Origin of the sequence: Exiguobacterium sp. s145, assembly GCF_018618835.1 — a bacterium.
In the GTDB taxonomy this organism is placed as follows: domain Bacteria; phylum Bacillota; class Bacilli; order Exiguobacteriales; family Exiguobacteriaceae; genus Exiguobacterium_A; species Exiguobacterium_A artemiae.
This window is the reverse complement of the sequence record NZ_JACSMV010000021.1, coordinates 37,088-54,495: the sequence shown is the minus strand read 5'-3', so window position 1 is coordinate 54,495 and position 17,408 is coordinate 37,088. Positions and strand designations below refer to the sequence as shown.

Sequence of the window (17,408 nt, the reverse complement as noted above, 5' to 3'; positions counted from 1 at the left end):
ACTTGCATGTATTAGGCACGCCGCCAGCGTTCGTCCTGAGCCAGGATCAAACTCTCCATAAAGTGTTTGACTTGCTCGTTTTTGTGACCAAAGTCACGTTGACGAAGCTTGCGCTTCATTCATTGTTTGTATCCGAAGATACGTTTTTTGCCTCATCGTTCAGTTTTCAAAGTCCGATATGTCGTTTGACGACTTTTAAATCTTACAGTAAACTATTAACTGGTGTCAATAACTTTTTCCGTAAGTTTTTTTCGTTTTCGACGTGTCTGTGTGGCGTGTGCCTCAGCGACATGTATTAATATATCAACTCTTGTTTTTTACGTCAACTGTTTTTCTAAAAAAACATTAAAAAAAGATGGACGCCGCTCTGACCGGATAAAACGGTAGCGCGGCGCTCTTTTCTTTTATGCTCTTTTCCCCGACGCAGCATTCGCTGAATCCGGTTTTTCCTGCAACCGGTGCAACATCAGAATCTGATACGCATTACAAACGAGTAATGTGGCAAGTGCCGCCCATAACATCCGTTTGTCTTGTGTCGCCTGAAGAGCCGGAACCCATTCAATCAATGTGATGACTGTCATCAAAAAGAGTGTCGGCACGAACGCCGTGAAGTTTGTCTCGCGGGCTTTCGTCCGAGCGACAAAAAACGCAATGATCAATAAGACAACCATCTCTCCGATATACAGGTTTGTTTTTTCAAATCCGAAAGCAAGACCGCGAAGGTAGATTCCGTCGAATAACGCAAATGCGATTAAGACGATTTGAACCCGGTCCCACAGCTTAGCTCCCCGGAAAATATCGAGTCCGACCCGGTGAAGGATCAGATACGAAAAGAATCCCATCAAACTGATGGCTGTCCATGTACTGCTGTAAGCCAGGGCTGTAACATATCCGCTGATCGATTGATTGCGGACATAACCCGGTTCAGCGACAAGGTTAAACACGAAGCCGGCGAGCGTCCCGATCAGGAGCGTCATCCAAAACAGCTTCAAAAATCCTCTAGTCTTCATTCATTATCCCTCTACTTTTTCGATGACACGCGCTGCGAGTTCATTATAGTGTGTTTCAAATGGATGGTCGTCACGGTAAATCGACGGTGCAAAGTCCGTGTCATTTGCATACGGCTGTCCAAGTGGAATCTTAGCTAGAATATCTGTTTTTAACGCTTCTGACAACTTCTCTCCGCCGCCTGAACCAAACACATACTCTTTTTCGCCCGTTACCTTGCTTTCGAAATACGCCATATTCTCGATGATTCCGAGTAAACGGTGGTTAGTTTTGATTGCCATCGCTCCTGCACGTGCTGCGACGAATGCCGCAGTTGCGTGTGGTGTCGTGACAATCAGTTCCTGACAGCTTGGCAACATTGAATGAATATCGAGTGCCACGTCGCCTGTACCCGGTGGTAAATCAAGAAGTAAGTAATCGAGGTCGCCCCATTCGACGTCAGAGAAGAAGTTGTTTAACATCTTTCCGAGCATCGGACCACGCCAGATGACAGGTGCATTGTCTTCGACGAAGAAGCCCATCGAGATGACTTTAACGCCAAAACGTTCAGGTGGAACAATCCGGTCGTTGACGACCGTCGGACGGGTTTCGATGCCCATCATGTCCGGTACACTGAATCCGTAAATATCTGCATCAATCAATCCGACTTTTTTGCCCGCCCGTGCGAGGGCAACTGCCAAGTTGACAGAAACCGTTGATTTTCCGACGCCACCTTTACCGGAAGCAATCGCAATGAACGTCGTGCCCGACTCTGGTTTAAGAATCGACGGTGTCGTTGCTGCTTGAATACCGTGATCGCCGAGTGCCTCAAAACGTAACCCAACCGTCTTAAATCCTTTTTCTTTCAACTCTTTGACGATCTGTTGTTGTAACGCAAGCTGTTCGCCGGATCCTGCTTGCGCAAGTGCGATTTTAAGACTGACATAGTCTCCTTTGATGCGGACATCCCGAATCCCATTCGTATCTGTAAGCGAGCGTTCAATCGTCGGATCGATCATTTGCCCAACTACCTCGCGAATTTCTTGTTCATTCAACATAATGCCTTCCCCCTGAGAACGTTCGATTTAATCCATTTCAGTATAACAAAAATAAGATAGCGCTTGCACATTTCGACTCGGAAAGCATGACATTTCCTTGACGACACCAAGGAAACGGACGAAAAGGAGATTAAAAAAAGAGACCTCCCTCTTCGCAACTGCAAAAAGGGGATCCCGGCGTGTTTAAAACATCCGATTCCACGTTGCGGGTCCGACGACACCATCGACCGTAAGTCCTTGCCGTTTTTGGTAAGCACGTACTTTCTCCGCTGTTTCCGCATCAAAGCGTTTCGTGACCGTCGCCTTGACTGCCCGCTGAATCCGCTCGATGTCCCGGCTGTTCATGTTGACGGCTCCTTTATAAAGGGGATTCCCCGGATAAGGCACCAAGACGTCTGTCGTCGTTTTGTTTAATTCAAAGTGAGAATAGTCTTTAAAGCCGCTCCAATCCCCGCCCCAGGAAAAACCCTGCCGCTTCATGGCGTGAACGATTTGCTGAAAGTTTTCATCCGTATTAAAGATCGCTTCCGTGCCGTCCATGGAATATTGAAACAGATCAACGGCAATGCCCTGGTTATGATTCGATTGTCCCCCCCGGGCGTTCGTGACGATTGCCCCCGGAGTCGTCCGTCCTTGTGCATACAACTTCTCCTGCTCGGCATAGGAGCGGAATCCTTGAGCCACACCGACGTAAATCCCTCTGACATGGAGTTCACGGATGACCTGGCGTGTTTTCCGGGCAACTTCCGGCGACAGTCCCGGAACATTTAATTTCCGGTTGGCTCGTTCGAGTAACCAACTGACTGATACTGTCATCTTTCATCACACTCCTTTGTAAGCTGTTCCCAAAAACCGAATCCGGTATACTTGACGATGGACGTGTTCTTATCCAATCATTCGGAAAAAGGAGTTTTTTGATGAAAAAACTGTTAGTCTTCGCAAGCGTCATCACAGTCCTCTTACATATCGGCTATGCAATTTACTTTTATGCAGGGCATGAAGCAAATATAGCTTATCAACCCGCTCTCCCTGAAAACAGCACGGTGTTAAGTCAGGAGACGTCTTTTACCGGTGCAGTCGGTTCACAGACGGTGAATGATCCTCTTGCATTTTTACAGCATCTTTTCCTCCGGAGTATCCCGCTGACGTTTATTGCTCTCACAGCACTCTTATTCCTCATCCGAACAATACGACGACGTACGTTTTGAACGACAGACCATTGCTTGACCGCTTTTTTTAATTAAAGAGCGGTCTTTTGACATAAAAAAATCTCCCACCCGTAAGGATGAGAGATAAAACGATTAACGTTTTGAGAACTGAGGTGCACGACGTGCTGCTTTAAGACCGTATTTTTTACGTTCTTTCATACGAGCATCGCGTGTGAGGAAACCTTTAGCTTTAAGTGTTCCACGGAAGTCTGGATCCGCTTGAAGAAGAGCACGTGAGATACCGTGACGGATTGCGCCTGCTTGACCAGTGAAGCCGCCGCCTTTGACCGTTACCATGATATCGTATTTGCCTTCTGTTTCTGTGAGTACAAGTGGTTCTTTTGCAGTCATGATTAATGTTTCATAACCGAAGTATTCGCTGATATCGCGCCCGTTAACTGTGACTTTACCGTCTCCAGCAACGAGGAAAACGCGAGCTGCCGCGTGTTTACGGCGACCAGTGCCGTAGTAACGTACATCTGCCATCGTGTAGTTCCTCCTAAATTCGTATTAATTAACCGCGAAGTTCGTAAACTTCTGGTTGTTGTGCTTCTTGCTTATGAGTATCTCCAGCGTAAACGTGGAGTTTGTTGAACATTTGACGACCGAGGCTACCTTTTGGAAGCATCCCTTTGATCGCGAGTTCAAGCATACGCTCAGGTTTGTTAGCGAGTAAGTCGCGTGCGACAGTCTGCTTCAAGCCGCCTGGATGACCAGAGTGACGGTAGTAGACCTTTTTGTCGAGTTTGTTACCAGTTAAAACGATTTTCTCAACGTTGATGAGGATAACGTGATCCCCACAGTCAACGTGTGGTGTGAACGTAGGTTTGTGCTTACCGCGGAGAAGTGAAGCAACTTCGCTCGAAAGACGACCGAGTGTTTTGCCTTCTGCGTCGATAAGGAGCCATTTGCGTTCTACATCAGTAGCTTTCGCCATGAAAGTTGTGCGCATGTAAAATACCTCCTAAGGAATTTAAAAATTTCTTTTTTGATTTTTCATTTATTCACTGTTTGAATCTATCAGAATCTTAGGTGTACGGGGCTAAGATTGTGGTTTCATAATAAATGAAATGCCAATAAACATTGTATGTTTTTTAGCGGCTAATGTCAAATGCCTTTTTTAGACTCTGGGTAGAAAACTTCCCAAAGGTATAACCCGTGCGGTGGTGCCGTCACACCAGCGACGTTTCGATCCTTCGCTTCGAGCATCCGTTTGATGTCATCCGGGGCAAATCGACCGCGTCCGACATCAAGCAACGTGCCGACCATGATCCGGATCTGATTGTAGAGAAAACCGCTTCCTTGAAAACGAAAAATCAGTTCTTCCCCTTGTTCGATCAGTTCCGCTTCATAAATCGTCCGAACACGATTGTCCGTCTCTGTCTTCGCAACACAGAACGAACTAAAGTCATGAGTCCCGACTAAATGCGCTAATCCCAGACGAATTTGCGCAACATCGAGCGAATACGGAATCAGGACGGATTGATGACGCCGAAACGCATTTTCCGTCCGGCGCACGAAGTACCGGTACTCTTTCCCTACTACATCATACCTTGCTTCGAAGTCAGAAGCGACCTCTTTACAGTCCCGAACACGAATATCGTCCGGTAATAACGTATTTAAAGCCTTCACCATGCTTGCCGGTGCAATCGAAAGCTCCGTATCAAAATGAATGACTTGTCCCTGTGCGTGCACACGGGCATCCGTACGTCCGGAACCGATGACCTTGACCGGGTGCTTGTGCATCCGTCCAAGCGTCTTCTCGAGGACTTCCTGAATCGTCAGACCGTTCGGTTGCACTTGATACCCGGAATAGTCCGTTCCGTCATACTGAATCGTACATTTAAAGCGTCGCATCAAAATCCTCCCCGTAAATACACCAGCAACAGTCCGAGGGCGACCAGAAGCAGGATCAATCCCGTATCGCGTGTTGTCCACTTGGACTCACGGAGCCGGGTCCGTCCTTCACCGCCGCGGTATCCGCGGGCTTCCATCGCCGTTGCCAGATCTTCCGCCCGCTTAAATGCCGAGATGAACAGCGGAATCAACAAAGGAATGATCGCCCGCAGACGTTCCTTGATTGGTCCCGCCGATAAATCGACCCCGCGTGCCTGCTGTGCCTTCATGATTTTTTCCGTCTCTTCCGCCAGGGTCGGCAGGAAACGAAGGGAAATCGACAACATCAAGGCAATTTCATGGGTCGGGACACGGACGACCTTAAACGGTTTCAGCAACAACTCAATCGCATCCGTCAGTTCGATCGGTGACGTCGTCAACGTGACGAGTGTCGTGATTGAGACCAGATAAAAGAAGCGGAGCGAAACGATGATCGCGAGACGTAATCCTTCTTCATAAATCTTGAACCAGCCGAATTCAAACAGAACGGCCCCTTCACGCGTAAACAACAGTTGAATGATGAACGTAAAGATAATTAAGAATAAGATCGGCCGGAGCCCCTTTAAGACGTAACGAATCGGTAATTTACTGCTGGCTAACGCAAAAAACGTAAACAGCAATAAAAAAATATTCGTTGCCGCATTATTGGCCAAAAAGACAAGCGGAATAAAACAGAAAGCAAAAATGATTTTCGCAACGGCAGACGAACGATGTAAATACGACGTTCCCGGTATATGTTGTCCTACAATCATCGTTTATCCTCCCGTACATGCAAAATCCAGTCGATCAATTCCGCTTCCGTCTGAAGCGATGGACGCGGTTGGTTCAATTGATCGGCCATCTGCCAGGCAAAGGCCAGAACGTGGGGTAAATCGAGATGGAATTGACGCAGTAACGTTTCTTGACGGAATAGACCCATTGGTTCTCCGTCATACGCAACCTGGCCCTCTTCCATGACGACGACGCGGTTCGTATATTCCAGCACCTGGTCCATGTCATGCGTAATCAACAGCAATGTCATTCCTGACTGTGCATGCAACTCGGCAAAGAGAGAAAGCATCTGCTTCCGTCCTTGCGGATCGAGTCCTGCTGTCGGTTCATCGACGATCAACACGTCTGGTTGACTAGCGAGTACGCCCGCAATCGCAACACGCCTCATTTGCCCACCAGACAGGTCAAACGGAGAACGTGACCAAAAGACTTCATCGAGTCCAACGGTACGTAAGGCATCTTTCGCTAACCGTTCTGCCTCTGCCGGTGCGTGACCGAAGTTCATCGGACCAAACATGACATCTTTCAAGACGGTTTCTTCGAACAATTGATATTCCGGATACTGAAAGACAAGACCCACCCGTTTCCGGAGTGCTTTTAAATCTTGTTTTCGTTTCGGTTCGATGATGATGTCATCGACCTGTACCTTCCCAGCTGTTGGTTTCAACAAGCCGTTGATGTGTTGGACGAGTGTCGACTTCCCGGAACCGGTATGCCCTACAAACGCAACAAGCGCCCCTGACGGAATCTCAAGATTCACATCACGCAGCGCGACTCGTTCAAACGGACTATTGAGTTGGTACGTATAGTTTAATTCCTGGATTAAGATTGGCATAAGCGGTTCACCAAGTCTCTTTCATCTAGTATCGTGTCCTCATAAGTAAGACCACGTGCTGAAAGTTGCTCCTGCACCCGGACGACAAATGGAACATCCAGTCCAATCTGCTCAAGAAACGCGGATTGTGCAAACACCTCTTGCGGTGTCCCTTCTAAAACGATTTGCCCCGCATCCATGACAATGACACGACTGGCCCGTAAGACCTCATCGAGTTCATGTGTAATGGCAACGACGGCCATCGGGTGTTGCTCATATAATTCCTGAACGGTCGACATAACCTCAGTTCGTGCAATCGGATCAAGCATCGATGTCGCTTCATCGAGCACGAGAACATCAGGGCGCATCGCAAGCGCCGAGGCGATTGCGACACGCTGCTTCTGTCCGCCGGATAGTTGATGGGGTTCCCGATCAACAAAATCCGTAAGGCCAACGCGCGCTAGACTGTCGTCGATACGACGAACCATTTCCTCGCGTGGCACACCCCAGTTTTCCAGGGCAAATGCCACGTCGTCGCGCACGGTCGTGCCAACGAATTGATTATCCGGATTTTGAAAGACGATACCGATTGCGCGGCGCATCTCCCACAGTTGCTCCGGTACCGCACTTGAGAATGTCTCATTGACAGTAACCGTTCCTTCTTCAGGAAGCAACAATCCGTTAAACAGCTTCGTCAGCGTTGATTTTCCGGAGCCGTTGTGTCCAACGATCGCGACCCATTCCTGCGAATGAATCGAAAGAGAGACATTCCGTAAGGCTGGTTGTTCTTGTTCCGGGTAACGGTAGGTCACCTGTTCCAACTCAATCAGCTTTGTCATGTCTGCTCCTCCTTCATCAAATCAAAAATAATTTCATTTGTAACAAAAGGGCAGAAGCGAGTTACGCACTGCCCTTTTATTCGAATCATTTAAAAATTAAACGAGTTCGATGATGACCATTTCTGCGCCGTCACCACGACGTGGTCCCATTTTCATGATACGTGTGTAACCACCTTGACGCTCAGCAAAACGTGGTGCCACATCAGCAAACAACTTTTGGATTGCATCTTGTGTTTTACCAGCTTCGTTTTGACCAGCAGCTTCGCGACGAACGAACGATGCAACTTGACGACGAGCGTGGAGATCACCGCGTTTACCTAAAGTGATGAGTTTCTCAACGACTGGACGAAGTTCCTTCGCTTTTTGTTCTGTAGTTTGGATACGCTCATTGATGATGAGATCAGTCGCAAGGTCACGCAAAAGTGCCTTACGTTGTGAGCTTGTACGGCCTAATTTCGAGTATGCCATGGATGGATTCCCTCCTTCGTGCAATTAATAGTTTTAGTCTTCTTTACGTAGGCCCAGTCCGAGTTCATCGAGCTTCGCTTGAACTTCTTCGAGTGATTTACGTCCGAGGTTACGAACTTTCATCATCTCGTCTTCGCTCTTGTTTGCGAGTTCTTGAACCGTATTGATGCCGGCACGTTTCAAACAGTTGTACGAACGAACTGAAAGATCGAGTTCTTCGATCGTCATTTCAAGTACTTTTTCTTTTTGATCTTCTTCCTTTTCGACCATGATTTCGGCATGGAGCGCTTCGTCCGTAAGACCAACAAAGATGTTTAAGTGTTCTGTCATGATTTTTGCACCGAGCGACACTGCTTCTTCAGGGCGGATTGAACCGTCCGTCCAAACATCAAGCGTCAACTTATCGAAGCTCGCATCCTGACCAACACGTGTTTTTTCAACTTGATAGTTTACACGTTGAATTGGCGTGTAAATCGAATCAATTGGAATGACGCCGATTGGCATATCGTCCCGTTTGTTATCTTCAGCCTGAACGTAACCACGGCCGCGACGAGCTGTCAGACGCATATGAAGTGATGCACCTTCTGCAAGTGTTGCAATGTGGAGTTCTGGGTTGAGGATTTCGACGTCGCTGTCATGCGTAATGTTCGCTGCAGTAACAACGCCGGCGCCTTGAATATCGATCTCAAGTGTTTTCTCTTCTTCCGAGTAAACTTTGAGGGCGAGTTTCTTGAGGTTCAAGATGATTTGGGTAACGTCTTCTACAACGCCATCAATCGTCGAGAACTCATGAAGAACGCCATCGATTTGGACTGCAGTGACTGCAGCACCCGGAAGTGAAGATAATAGGATACGACGCAATGAGTTACCAAGCGTTGTACCGAATCCACGCTCAAGCGGTTCTACCACGAATTTACCAAACGTAGCGTTGTCGCTTAATTCGACCGTTTCAATCTTCGGCTTTTCGATTTCGATCATCTGAACCCCTCCTTGAATATCGTCATGTTGGCCATCGCGTTCAATCGCCAACCGTCTTGTGCACGTTTCTACTGCCTTGCTTGGTCAAACGATCAACAAAAGTCTACTCGAATTCCCGCTTTGCAGTACAAGACGGGTTACACGCGACGACGTTTTGGAGGGCGGCAACCGTTGTGCGGAACTGGAGTTACGTCACGGATCGCTGTTACTTCAAGACCGATTGCTTGGAGCGCACGGATTGCAGCTTCACGACCTGCACCAGGACCTTTAACGTTAACTTCTACAGTACGCATACCGTTGTCCATTGCTGTTTTCGCAGCAGTTTCTGAAGCGAGTTGCGCAGCAAATGGAGTAGATTTACGTGAGCCTTTGAAGCCCATGTTACCTGCAGTTGCCCAAGAGATTGCATTCCCTTGCATGTCAGTGATCGTAACGATTGTGTTGTTGAATGTTGAACGGATATGCACGATACCAGATTCAATATTCTTTTTGACTTTACGTTTACTACGAACATTCTGTTTACGTTTTGCCATCTTAGTTTACCCTCCCTTACTTCTTCTTGTTCGCTACTGTACGGCGTGGGCCTTTACGAGTACGCGAGTTGTTTTTAGTGTTTTGACCACGAACTGGAAGACCACGACGGTGACGAACACCACGGTAGCAACCGATTTCGATCAAACGTTTGATGTTGAGTGAGATTTCACGACGAAGGTCACCCTCAACTTTTACTTTATCTAATCCATCACGGAGTTGGTTGAGTTGTTCTTCAGTCAATTCACGAGTACGAGTATCTTCAGAGATACCAGCTTCTTTCAAGACTTTCTGAGCAGTTGTTTTACCAACACCATAGATGTAAGTGAGTGAGATAACGATGCGTTTCTCACGTGGAATATCTACACCAGCAATACGTGCCATGTGTGCACCTCCTTGTTTAATTACCCTTGTTTTTGTTTATGCTTAGGGTTTTCGCAAATAACCATTACTTTGCCTTTACGGCGGATAACTTTACATTTTTCACAGATCGGTTTAACCGAAGGTCTTACTTTCATTGTGAATACCTCCTCCTGAAAAAATCGGAGTTTTTATTTGAAACGGTATGTGATCCGTCCGCGAGTCAAGTCGTATGGTGACAACTCAACCGTTACTTTATCTCCTGGTAGGATCCGAATGAAGTGCATCCGAATTTTTCCTGAGACGTGCGCGAGGACCGTGTGGCCGTTTTCTAACTCCACCTTAAACATCGCGTTTGGAAGCGGTTCGATAACCGTACCTTCCACTTCGATTACATCTTGTTTCGCCATCAATTATACCCCTTTCTCTATAAAGTTGATTGGGAGCCCAGACGATTTGTAGCGCTTAGGGGCTTTCTACAGTAGCCGTGAGAGAATCATCGGTCACAAACACGAGTGGATAGCGGCTTATAGAAAGGTGACACCAATAACGCGCACAGCTCACTCTGCATCGACCGTTAAGATCTCGTAGCCTTCGTCTGTGATGGCGATGGTGTGCTCAAAGTGGGCGCACATGCTACCGTCCACTGTCACTACCGTCCAATTGTCGGATAGCGTGCGAACATAGCGTTTTCCGACATTAACCATTGGCTCAATCGCCAAGGTCATGCCAGTTTTCAGGCGCGGCCCTTTCCCCGGTGGTCCATAATGTGGAATTTGCGGATCTTCATGCAAATTTTGTCCCACGCCGTGGCCCACATATTCGCGGACTACAGAAAAATTCGCTGCTTCAACATGTGACTGAATCGCATGCGAAATATCTGTCAGGTGCACGCCGGCTTTGGCGCGCTCCAATCCTTTATACAGAGATTCTTCAGTTACGTCAAGTAACCGCTTCGTCTCTTCAGAGATTGTACCTACCGGATATGTCCAGGCTGAATCTCCGTGATATCCGTTATACTCCGCCCCGATATCAATCGAGATGATGTCTCCATCGTGGAGTACGCGGTCACCCGGAATACCATGGACAAGTTCTTCATTTACTGAAGCACAGATGCTGCCAGTAAACCCATTATAACCTTTAAACGATGGTGTTGCCCCTTGACTTCGAATATAGCGTTCAGCAATCGCATCGAGTTGCCCCGTTGTGATCCCTGGACGAATATGAGCTTTGAGCTCCTTATGCGTCCGGGCGACGATTTGTCCTGCCTGACGCATGATGTCGATTTCACGCGGCGCTTTCGTAATGATCATTACTGACCACCAAGAAGTGCTTGAACATCGGAATAAACTTCATTAATCGGACGATCACCGTCCAAATTACGAAGATACCCTTTTTCAGCGTAAAAGTCAATCAAAGGTTGCGCTTGAGCGACGTTGACTTCAAGACGACGGCGAACCGTTTCTTCTTGATCATCTTCACGTTGAACAAGTGCTGATCCGTCGATATCACAGACACCCTCCACTTTTGGTGGGTTATAGATGACATGATACGTTGCTCCACATGTCGGGCAAATCCGGCGGCCTGTCAAACGAGGGACAAGTTTCTCCGGGTTCACACCGATGTGAACGACGTGATCGATTTGTTTATTTAGATCCGCAAGCAATACTTCAAGAGCATCCGCTTGTTTCACTGTGCGTGGGAAACCGTCAAGAAGAAAACCATTGGCACAGTCTTCTTTGGCGAGACGCTCACGTACGATGCCGATTGTGACTTCGTCCGGAACGAGTTCCCCTTTATCCATGTACGATTTCGCTTCCTGCCCGAGCGGTGTTTGATCTTTGATCGCCGCGCGGAACATGTCGCCTGTCGAGATGTGTGGAATGGCGTAGTCTTCGATAATTTTCGCAGCCTGCGTTCCTTTTCCAGCACCCGGCAAGCCCATCAATACAAGATTCATGTCGGTAGCCTCCACTTCTATAGACTCTATAGACACAACAGAAAGGAAAGGGATGGTCCCCTTCCTCCCGCCTTATCGGATAAAGCCTTTGTAGTGTCGTTTAACCAGTTGACTTTCAATCTGTTTCATCGTCTCAAGACCTACACCGATGACGATCAATAGGCTTGTTCCACCAATCTGCACCGAGTTCGGTAAACCAGCGAACTTAATAAAGAACGTTGGCGTCACCGCGATGACAGCGAGGAAGAGTGAGCCGAAGAATGTCAGACGGTACAGGATCTTCGTGATGTACTGTTCCGTTTGCTTACCAGGACGAATACCAGGAATGTATCCGCCTTGCTTTTGAAGGTTCTCTGCCATTTGTTCCGGGTTAACCTGAACGAATGTATAGAAGTAAGAAAATGCAATGATCAGTGCCACATAGATCGACATACCGATTGGACTCGTATAGTCGAAAATGTCACGGATTTTCGTCGCATTTTCCGGACTTGCAAAGAAACTTGCAACCGTTGGTGGCGTCACCATGAACGATACAGCGAAGATAACTGGGATAACACCAGCAGCATTCAGTTTAATCGGCAAGTGTGTCGATTGACCGCCTACTGGTGCACGGTTCACCGTACGCTTAGCGTACTGAATCGGAATCTTACGGGCAGCTTGCTGCACATAGATGACTCCGACGATGACCGCGATGATGATTAAAAGCAACAGTACGATATAAAGCACATTGACAAACAAAGCATCCCCTGCATTTTGGAGCTTTGTTTCGTAGATCTGACGGAACGCGTTCGGGAAGCCTGCGACAATCCCAGCGAAGATGATCATTGATATCCCGTTACCAATGCCCTTCTCCGTGATGAGTTCACCGAGGAACATCAAGAATGCGGTACCCGCCGTCAAAACAAGTGCAATCATAACGTACGTCCAGGTGCCGTATTGCTCATCGACAAGACCTGGGTAGATACGGTTAAATCCAAGCGCGATTCCAAACGCTTGGACTAAGCCGAGTACGATCGTTCCATAGCGCGTTACCGTTGCTAACTTCTTACGGCCCGCCTCTCCTTGTTTTGCCCATTCGGCAAACTTTGGAACAACGTCCATCTGTAAGAGTTGGACAACGATCGAGGCCGTGATATACGGCATGATTCCCATCGCAAAGAGTGAGAAATTCTGCAAAGCATTCCCGCCGAAGGAATTCAAGAAACCAAGAATACCATTCTGGTCGATCTTGAATACTTCAGTGTTTACCATCGGCACCGGGATATGTGCTCCGATACGGAACACGATAATCAGAGCCAAGGTAAAGAGAATGCGCCGACGAATGTCGGCTACGCGCCACATATTGGAGATCGCTTGAAACATTAGATCACCTCAACCGTACCGCCGGCAGCTTCGATCGCTTGCTTCGCAGCTTCGGAGAACTTGTGAGCTTTTACTGTCAGTTTCTTTTCAATCTTACCGTTAGAAAGGATCTTCACGCCATCCTTCATACCTTTGACTGCGCGAGTCTCGATAAGAAGTTCTGGTGTTACTTCCGTTCCATCTTCAAAACGGTTAAGTGTGTCAAGGTTGATAACCGCGAACTCTTTACGAGTCGGGTTGTTGAAGCCGCGTTTTGGTAAACGACGGAAAAGTGGGTTTTGTCCACCTTCGAAACCTGGACGAACACCACCGCCTGAACGAGCTTTTTGACCTTTGTGACCACGGCCAGAAGTCTTACCGTTACCAGAAGACATACCGCGACCTACACGGTTGCGTTCTGAACGTGAACCAGCAGCTGGTTTCAATTCATGGAGTTTCATAGTGGGGCACCTCCTCATAAAATTATATCAAACGTATTACTCTTGAATTTCTTTAACTGTCAATAAGTGTGACACGTGGTTAATCATCCCACGCATAGCAGCGTTGTCAGGTACGACAACAGTTTGGTGCATCTTACGGAGACCAAGCGTACGAGTAGTAACGCGTTGGTTCTCCGGACGACCGATCATGCTGCGTGTGAGGGTAACTGCGAGTTTCGCCATCTGTATTCCCTCCCTTTCTTAACCGCGAAGTTCTTCGACGGTTTTACCGCGGAGTTTCGCAACGTCTTCAGCACGTTTAAGTGAAGTGAGACCTTTAACAGTCGCACGAACCATGTTGATTGGAGTGCTTGATCCAAGTGATTTCGAAAGAATGTCGTTGATTCCCGCTAATTCGAGAACCGCACGAACTGGGCCACCAGCGATGACTCCAGTACCTTCAGAAGCAGGTTTCAAGAAGACGTGACCTGCACCGAAAATTCCGTTGATTTCGTGTGGAATTGTAGTGTTAACGATTGGAACGTTAACCATGTTTTTCTTTGCATCTTCGATTGCTTTACGGATCGCTTCAGGCACTTCCTGAGCTTTACCCGTACCGAAACCTACGTGACCATTCTTGTCACCTACGACGACGAGTGCAGCAAAACGGAAGCGACGGCCACCTTTTACTACTTTCGCGACGCGGTTTACAGTAACAACGCGTTCTTCGAGTTGATCCATGTTAATTTCTAACTGGCGCATGTAGAGGTTCCCTCCTTTTCTATTAGAATTTGAGACCAGCTTCACGAGCTGCTTCAGCTACTGCTTTAATACGTCCATGATAGAGGTATCCTCCACGGTCGAAAACGACTGTTTCAATACCTTTTTCAAGAGCGCGTTCAGCTGCAAGCTTACCAACTGCTGATGCAGCGTCAGTCGTGTTGCCTTTTTCAAGGTCGAGTGATGATGCAGATGCGAGTGTTGCATGTGTTGCATCGTCAATGACTTGTACGTAAATGTTCTTGTTCGAACGGAATACATTCAAACGTGGACGAGCTGCAGTCCCGATGATTGTACGACGTACACGACCATGACGCTTTTTACGCGTAGCATTTTTGTTTGCCTTTGAGATCATTTATGCCACTCCTTTCCGGTCAATTCGTCTTAACGAATTACTTACCTGTTTTACCTTCTTTACGACGGACGACTTCATCACTGTAACGAATTCCTTTACCTTTGTACGGCTCAGGCTGACGGTACGAACGGATCAATGCAGCAACGTGTCCAACACGCTCTTTGCTGATTCCGCGGACGATGATTTGCGTATTCGTAGGAACTTCGACTTCAATGCCTTGTTCCGGAGTGTACTCGATTGGGTGTGAATAACCGAGGTTGAGTACGATTTTGTTACCTTGCTTTTGAGCACGGTAACCAACACCTTGGATATCGAGTGTCTTAGCGAAACCGTTGTTTACACCTTCGACCATGTTCGCGATAAGCGCACGAGTCGTTCCGTGGATTGTACGGTTAGCTTTCTCGTCGTTTGGACGAGTGACAGTCAATTCATTACCTTCTACGTTGATAGCCATAGTCGGGTTGAACTCACGAGTGAGTTCACCTTTAGGACCTTTTACCGTAACTGTGCTGTTTTCAACTGTTACTGTAACGCCTGCTGGGATAACGACTGGCTTTTTACCAATACGTGACATTTAAGACACCTCCGTTCTTTTTATGCGTGAATTACCAGATGTATGCGATCACTTCGCCGCCGACTTTTTGTTGGCGAGCTTCTTTGTCTGTCATAACACCTTTAGATGTTGAAACGATAGCGATTCCGAGACCACCGAGTACTTTCGGGATTTCATCAGCTTTCGCGTAAACGCGAAGACCTGGTTTCGAGATACGTTTGAGTCCAGTGATGACGCGTTCGTTGCTTGCGCCGTACTTAAGGAATACGCGGAGCGTACCTTGTTTGCTGTCCTCGAGATATTCAACATCGCGGATGAAACCTTCACGTTTGAGGATTTCAGCGACTTCACGTTTGATTGTAGAAGCTGGCATTTCCAACTTCTCATGGCGAACCATGTTTGCATTACGAATGCGTGTAAGCATATCTGCAATCGGATCTGTCATAACCATGCGATGTACCTCCTTTCACAACTTTAATGAATTACCAGCTTGCTTTTTTAACACCAGGGATTTGACCTTTATGAGCAAGATCACGGAACTTAATACGGCTGATACCGAATTTACCAATGTAACCGTGTGGACGGCCAGTGATACTGCAACGGTTGTGTAAACGAACCGCTGAAGAGTTACGTGGGAGTTTGCTCAAGCCGATGTAGTCGCCTTGTGCTTTCAATTCTGCGCGTTGTTCAGCGTAGCGCTCGACGAGTGCTTGGCGTTTTACTTCACGTGCGATCATTGATTTCTTAGCCATGTGTGCGGCCTCCCTTATTTTTGGAATGGCATGCCGAGTGCTGTGAGAAGCTCACGTGACTCTTCATCCGTATTAGCAGTTGTAACGATAACGATGTCCATACCACGGACTTTAGATACGCGATCGTAGTCGATCTCTGGGAAGATCAATTGTTCCTTCACGCCTAGCGTGTAGTTACCACGGCCATCGAATGATTTCTTCGATACACCACGGAAGTCACGTACACGTGGAAGTGACACGTTGATCAACTTGTCGAGGAACTCATACATGCGCTCTCCACGAAGTGTTACCTTCGCGCCGATTGGCATACCTTCACGAAGTTTGAAACCAGCGATTGATTTCTTAGCTTTCGTGATGAGTGGCTTCTGACCAGTGAGGAGCTGAAGCTCTTCGACTGCCATGTCAAGTGCTTTCGTGTTCGTAACAGCGTCACCAACACCCATGTTGATTACGATCTTATCGACTTTCGGCGCTTGCATTACAGAAGTATAGTTGAATTTCTCCATCATTACTTTGACGATTTCGTCTTGGTATTTAGCTTTTAAACGGTTCATCAGAAAGTGGACCTCCTTTCTTTAAATCTTCTTATTTATCTAAAGCTTCGCCCGATTTTTTAGCGATACGTACTTTCTTGCCGTCAACCACAGTGAAACCAACGCGTGTTGGGTTTCCTGTCTTAGGGTCGATGAGCATAACGTTCGATACGTGAATCGGTGCTTCTTTCTCGACAATTCCGCCTTGCGGGTTGAGTTGAGAAGGTTTTGAGTGTTTTTTGATCATGTTAACGCCTTCGACGATAACGCGATCTTTTTTAGGCATAGCAGTAAGGACAACACCTTGTTTGCCTTTATCTTTACCAGTCATAACCTGAACTTTATCACCTTTTTTGACATGCATCGTTAGAGCACCTCCTTGTAGGAATTCTTTGGAATTAAAGTACTTCCGGTGCCAACGAGACGATCTTCATGAAGTCTTTTTCACGAAGTTCGCGTGCGACTGGTCCGAAGATACGTGTGCCACGTGGGCTTTTATCATCTTTGATGATGACTGCTGCATTTTCGTCAAAACGGATGTACGAACCGTCTTTACGACGAACGCCACGTTTAGTACGAACGACTACTGCGCGTACAACTTCACCTTTTTTGACAACGCCACCTGGTGTTGCTTGTTTAACTGTGCAAACAATTACGTCACCGATGTTAGCAGTTTTGCGACCAGATCCACCGAGGACTTTGATCGTCAAGACTTCACGAGCTCCTGAGTTGTCTGCTACTTTCAAGCGAGATTCTTGTTGAATCATACGATTGTACCTCCCTC

At 47.4% G+C, this 17,408-nt stretch carries 29 protein-coding genes and 1 rRNA gene; 1 reads left to right on the top strand and 29 read right to left on the bottom strand.

Annotation, left to right across the window (positions count from 1 at the left end):
• From KNQ07_RS13570 to KNQ07_RS13555, 4 genes are all read right to left on the bottom strand, one after another.
• Positions 1-62 (bottom strand): 16S ribosomal RNA (locus KNQ07_RS13570); the annotation flags it as partial.
• Between the two features lie 342 nt (positions 63-404).
• Positions 405-1,010 carry a KinB-signaling pathway activation protein gene (locus tag KNQ07_RS13565; protein ID WP_214767222.1) on the bottom strand — a complete coding sequence of 202 codons (606 nt, stop codon included), beginning with the start codon at positions 1,008-1,010 and terminating at the stop codon, positions 405-407.
• 3 nt (positions 1,011-1,013) lie between these two features.
• A complete protein-coding gene (locus KNQ07_RS13560; RefSeq protein WP_012369045.1) occupies positions 1,014-2,045 on the bottom strand; it encodes an Mrp/NBP35 family ATP-binding protein in 1,032 nt (343 codons plus the stop codon).
• Between the two features lie 183 nt (positions 2,046-2,228).
• Entirely contained in the window at positions 2,229-2,861 is a 633-nt protein-coding gene (locus KNQ07_RS13555) for a M15 family metallopeptidase (RefSeq protein WP_214767220.1), read from the bottom strand.
• A gap of 101 nt (positions 2,862-2,962) precedes the next feature.
• Between KNQ07_RS13555 and KNQ07_RS13550 the strand changes: the two genes are divergently transcribed.
• On the top strand, positions 2,963-3,253 hold the full coding sequence (locus tag KNQ07_RS13550; protein ID WP_214767218.1) for a hypothetical protein: 291 nt from the start codon (positions 2,963-2,965) through the stop codon (positions 3,251-3,253).
• Positions 3,254-3,346: 93 nt separating this feature from the next.
• On the opposite strand, the gene rpsI is transcribed toward KNQ07_RS13550, so the two are convergent.
• The 25 genes from rpsI to rplN form a co-directional block, all read right to left on the bottom strand.
• Positions 3,347-3,739, bottom strand: a complete 393-nt coding sequence (rpsI, locus tag KNQ07_RS13545) for a 30S ribosomal protein S9 (RefSeq protein WP_012369042.1) — start codon at positions 3,737-3,739, stop codon at positions 3,347-3,349.
• Positions 3,740-3,767: 28 nt separating this feature from the next.
• On the bottom strand, positions 3,768-4,205 hold the full coding sequence (gene rplM / locus KNQ07_RS13540; RefSeq protein ID WP_012369041.1) for a 50S ribosomal protein L13: 438 nt from the start codon (positions 4,203-4,205) through the stop codon (positions 3,768-3,770).
• A gap of 155 nt (positions 4,206-4,360) precedes the next feature.
• Positions 4,361-5,110: a tRNA pseudouridine(38-40) synthase TruA gene (truA, locus tag KNQ07_RS13535; RefSeq protein ID WP_012369040.1), complete on the bottom strand. Its 750-nt coding sequence runs from the start codon at positions 5,108-5,110 to the stop codon at positions 4,361-4,363.
• A complete protein-coding gene (locus tag KNQ07_RS13530) occupies positions 5,110-5,901 on the bottom strand; it encodes an energy-coupling factor transporter transmembrane component T family protein (protein ID WP_012369039.1) in 792 nt (263 codons plus the stop codon). The genes truA and KNQ07_RS13530 overlap by 1 nt, the downstream gene beginning before the upstream one ends.
• Positions 5,898-6,755, bottom strand: a complete 858-nt coding sequence (locus tag KNQ07_RS13525) for an energy-coupling factor transporter ATPase (RefSeq protein WP_012369038.1) — start codon at positions 6,753-6,755, stop codon at positions 5,898-5,900. The genes KNQ07_RS13530 and KNQ07_RS13525 overlap by 4 nt, the downstream gene beginning before the upstream one ends.
• Positions 6,743-7,573, bottom strand: coding sequence for an energy-coupling factor ABC transporter ATP-binding protein (locus KNQ07_RS13520; RefSeq protein WP_026826922.1), 831 nt, complete (start codon positions 7,571-7,573; stop codon positions 6,743-6,745). Before KNQ07_RS13520 ends, KNQ07_RS13525 begins: the two co-directional genes overlap by 13 nt.
• A 96-nt stretch (positions 7,574-7,669) precedes the next feature.
• Positions 7,670-8,041, bottom strand: coding sequence for a 50S ribosomal protein L17 (rplQ, locus tag KNQ07_RS13515; RefSeq protein ID WP_012369036.1), 372 nt, complete (start codon positions 8,039-8,041; stop codon positions 7,670-7,672).
• Positions 8,042-8,074: 33 nt separating this feature from the next.
• Positions 8,075-9,019 (bottom strand): DNA-directed RNA polymerase subunit alpha, encoded by a 945-nt coding sequence (locus KNQ07_RS13510; RefSeq protein WP_012369035.1) that lies wholly within the window; start codon positions 9,017-9,019, stop codon positions 8,075-8,077.
• A 137-nt stretch (positions 9,020-9,156) separates the two neighbouring features.
• On the bottom strand, positions 9,157-9,552 hold the full coding sequence (gene rpsK / locus KNQ07_RS13505) for a 30S ribosomal protein S11 (RefSeq protein WP_012369034.1): 396 nt from the start codon (positions 9,550-9,552) through the stop codon (positions 9,157-9,159).
• 16 nt (positions 9,553-9,568) lie between these two features.
• A complete protein-coding gene (gene rpsM, locus KNQ07_RS13500) occupies positions 9,569-9,934 on the bottom strand; it encodes a 30S ribosomal protein S13 (RefSeq protein ID WP_012369033.1) in 366 nt (121 codons plus the stop codon).
• A gap of 20 nt (positions 9,935-9,954) precedes the next feature.
• Positions 9,955-10,068 (bottom strand): 50S ribosomal protein L36, encoded by a 114-nt coding sequence (gene rpmJ, locus KNQ07_RS13495; RefSeq protein ID WP_003156543.1) that lies wholly within the window; start codon positions 10,066-10,068, stop codon positions 9,955-9,957.
• Positions 10,069-10,101: 33 nt separating this feature from the next.
• Complete coding sequence (gene infA / locus KNQ07_RS13490; protein ID WP_012369032.1) at positions 10,102-10,320, bottom strand: translation initiation factor IF-1; 219 nt, start codon at positions 10,318-10,320, stop codon at positions 10,102-10,104.
• Positions 10,321-10,470: 150 nt separating this feature from the next.
• Positions 10,471-11,223: a type I methionyl aminopeptidase gene (map, locus tag KNQ07_RS13485; protein ID WP_012369031.1), complete on the bottom strand. Its 753-nt coding sequence runs from the start codon at positions 11,221-11,223 to the stop codon at positions 10,471-10,473.
• Positions 11,223-11,870, bottom strand: a complete 648-nt coding sequence (locus KNQ07_RS13480) for an adenylate kinase (protein ID WP_012369030.1) — start codon at positions 11,868-11,870, stop codon at positions 11,223-11,225. The genes map and KNQ07_RS13480 overlap by 1 nt, the downstream gene beginning before the upstream one ends.
• Before the next feature lie 72 nt (positions 11,871-11,942).
• Positions 11,943-13,232: a preprotein translocase subunit SecY gene (gene secY / locus KNQ07_RS13475; protein WP_012369029.1), complete on the bottom strand. Its 1,290-nt coding sequence runs from the start codon at positions 13,230-13,232 to the stop codon at positions 11,943-11,945.
• A complete protein-coding gene (gene rplO / locus KNQ07_RS13470; protein ID WP_012369028.1) occupies positions 13,232-13,672 on the bottom strand; it encodes a 50S ribosomal protein L15 in 441 nt (146 codons plus the stop codon). The genes secY and rplO overlap by 1 nt, the downstream gene beginning before the upstream one ends.
• Before the next feature lie 36 nt (positions 13,673-13,708).
• Positions 13,709-13,894, bottom strand: a complete 186-nt coding sequence (rpmD, locus tag KNQ07_RS13465) for a 50S ribosomal protein L30 (RefSeq protein WP_012369027.1) — start codon at positions 13,892-13,894, stop codon at positions 13,709-13,711.
• An 18-nt stretch (positions 13,895-13,912) separates the two neighbouring features.
• Positions 13,913-14,413 (bottom strand): 30S ribosomal protein S5, encoded by a 501-nt coding sequence (gene rpsE, locus KNQ07_RS13460; RefSeq protein WP_012369026.1) that lies wholly within the window; start codon positions 14,411-14,413, stop codon positions 13,913-13,915.
• Between the two features lie 22 nt (positions 14,414-14,435).
• A complete protein-coding gene (gene rplR / locus KNQ07_RS13455; protein ID WP_012369025.1) occupies positions 14,436-14,786 on the bottom strand; it encodes a 50S ribosomal protein L18 in 351 nt (116 codons plus the stop codon).
• A 37-nt stretch (positions 14,787-14,823) separates the two neighbouring features.
• On the bottom strand, positions 14,824-15,360 hold the full coding sequence (gene rplF / locus KNQ07_RS13450; protein WP_012369024.1) for a 50S ribosomal protein L6: 537 nt from the start codon (positions 15,358-15,360) through the stop codon (positions 14,824-14,826).
• A 31-nt stretch (positions 15,361-15,391) separates the two neighbouring features.
• Positions 15,392-15,790, bottom strand: coding sequence for a 30S ribosomal protein S8 (gene rpsH, locus KNQ07_RS13445; protein ID WP_012369023.1), 399 nt, complete (start codon positions 15,788-15,790; stop codon positions 15,392-15,394).
• A gap of 31 nt (positions 15,791-15,821) precedes the next feature.
• Positions 15,822-16,091, bottom strand: a complete 270-nt coding sequence (gene rpsN / locus KNQ07_RS13440) for a 30S ribosomal protein S14 (RefSeq protein WP_012369022.1) — start codon at positions 16,089-16,091, stop codon at positions 15,822-15,824.
• A gap of 14 nt (positions 16,092-16,105) precedes the next feature.
• A complete protein-coding gene (rplE, locus tag KNQ07_RS13435; RefSeq protein ID WP_012369021.1) occupies positions 16,106-16,645 on the bottom strand; it encodes a 50S ribosomal protein L5 in 540 nt (179 codons plus the stop codon).
• Positions 16,646-16,676: 31 nt separating this feature from the next.
• Positions 16,677-16,988: a 50S ribosomal protein L24 gene (rplX, locus tag KNQ07_RS13430; protein WP_012369020.1), complete on the bottom strand. Its 312-nt coding sequence runs from the start codon at positions 16,986-16,988 to the stop codon at positions 16,677-16,679.
• A 34-nt stretch (positions 16,989-17,022) separates the two neighbouring features.
• A complete protein-coding gene (gene rplN, locus KNQ07_RS13425) occupies positions 17,023-17,391 on the bottom strand; it encodes a 50S ribosomal protein L14 (RefSeq protein ID WP_012369019.1) in 369 nt (122 codons plus the stop codon).
• Positions 17,392-17,408: the final 17 nt, after the last annotated feature.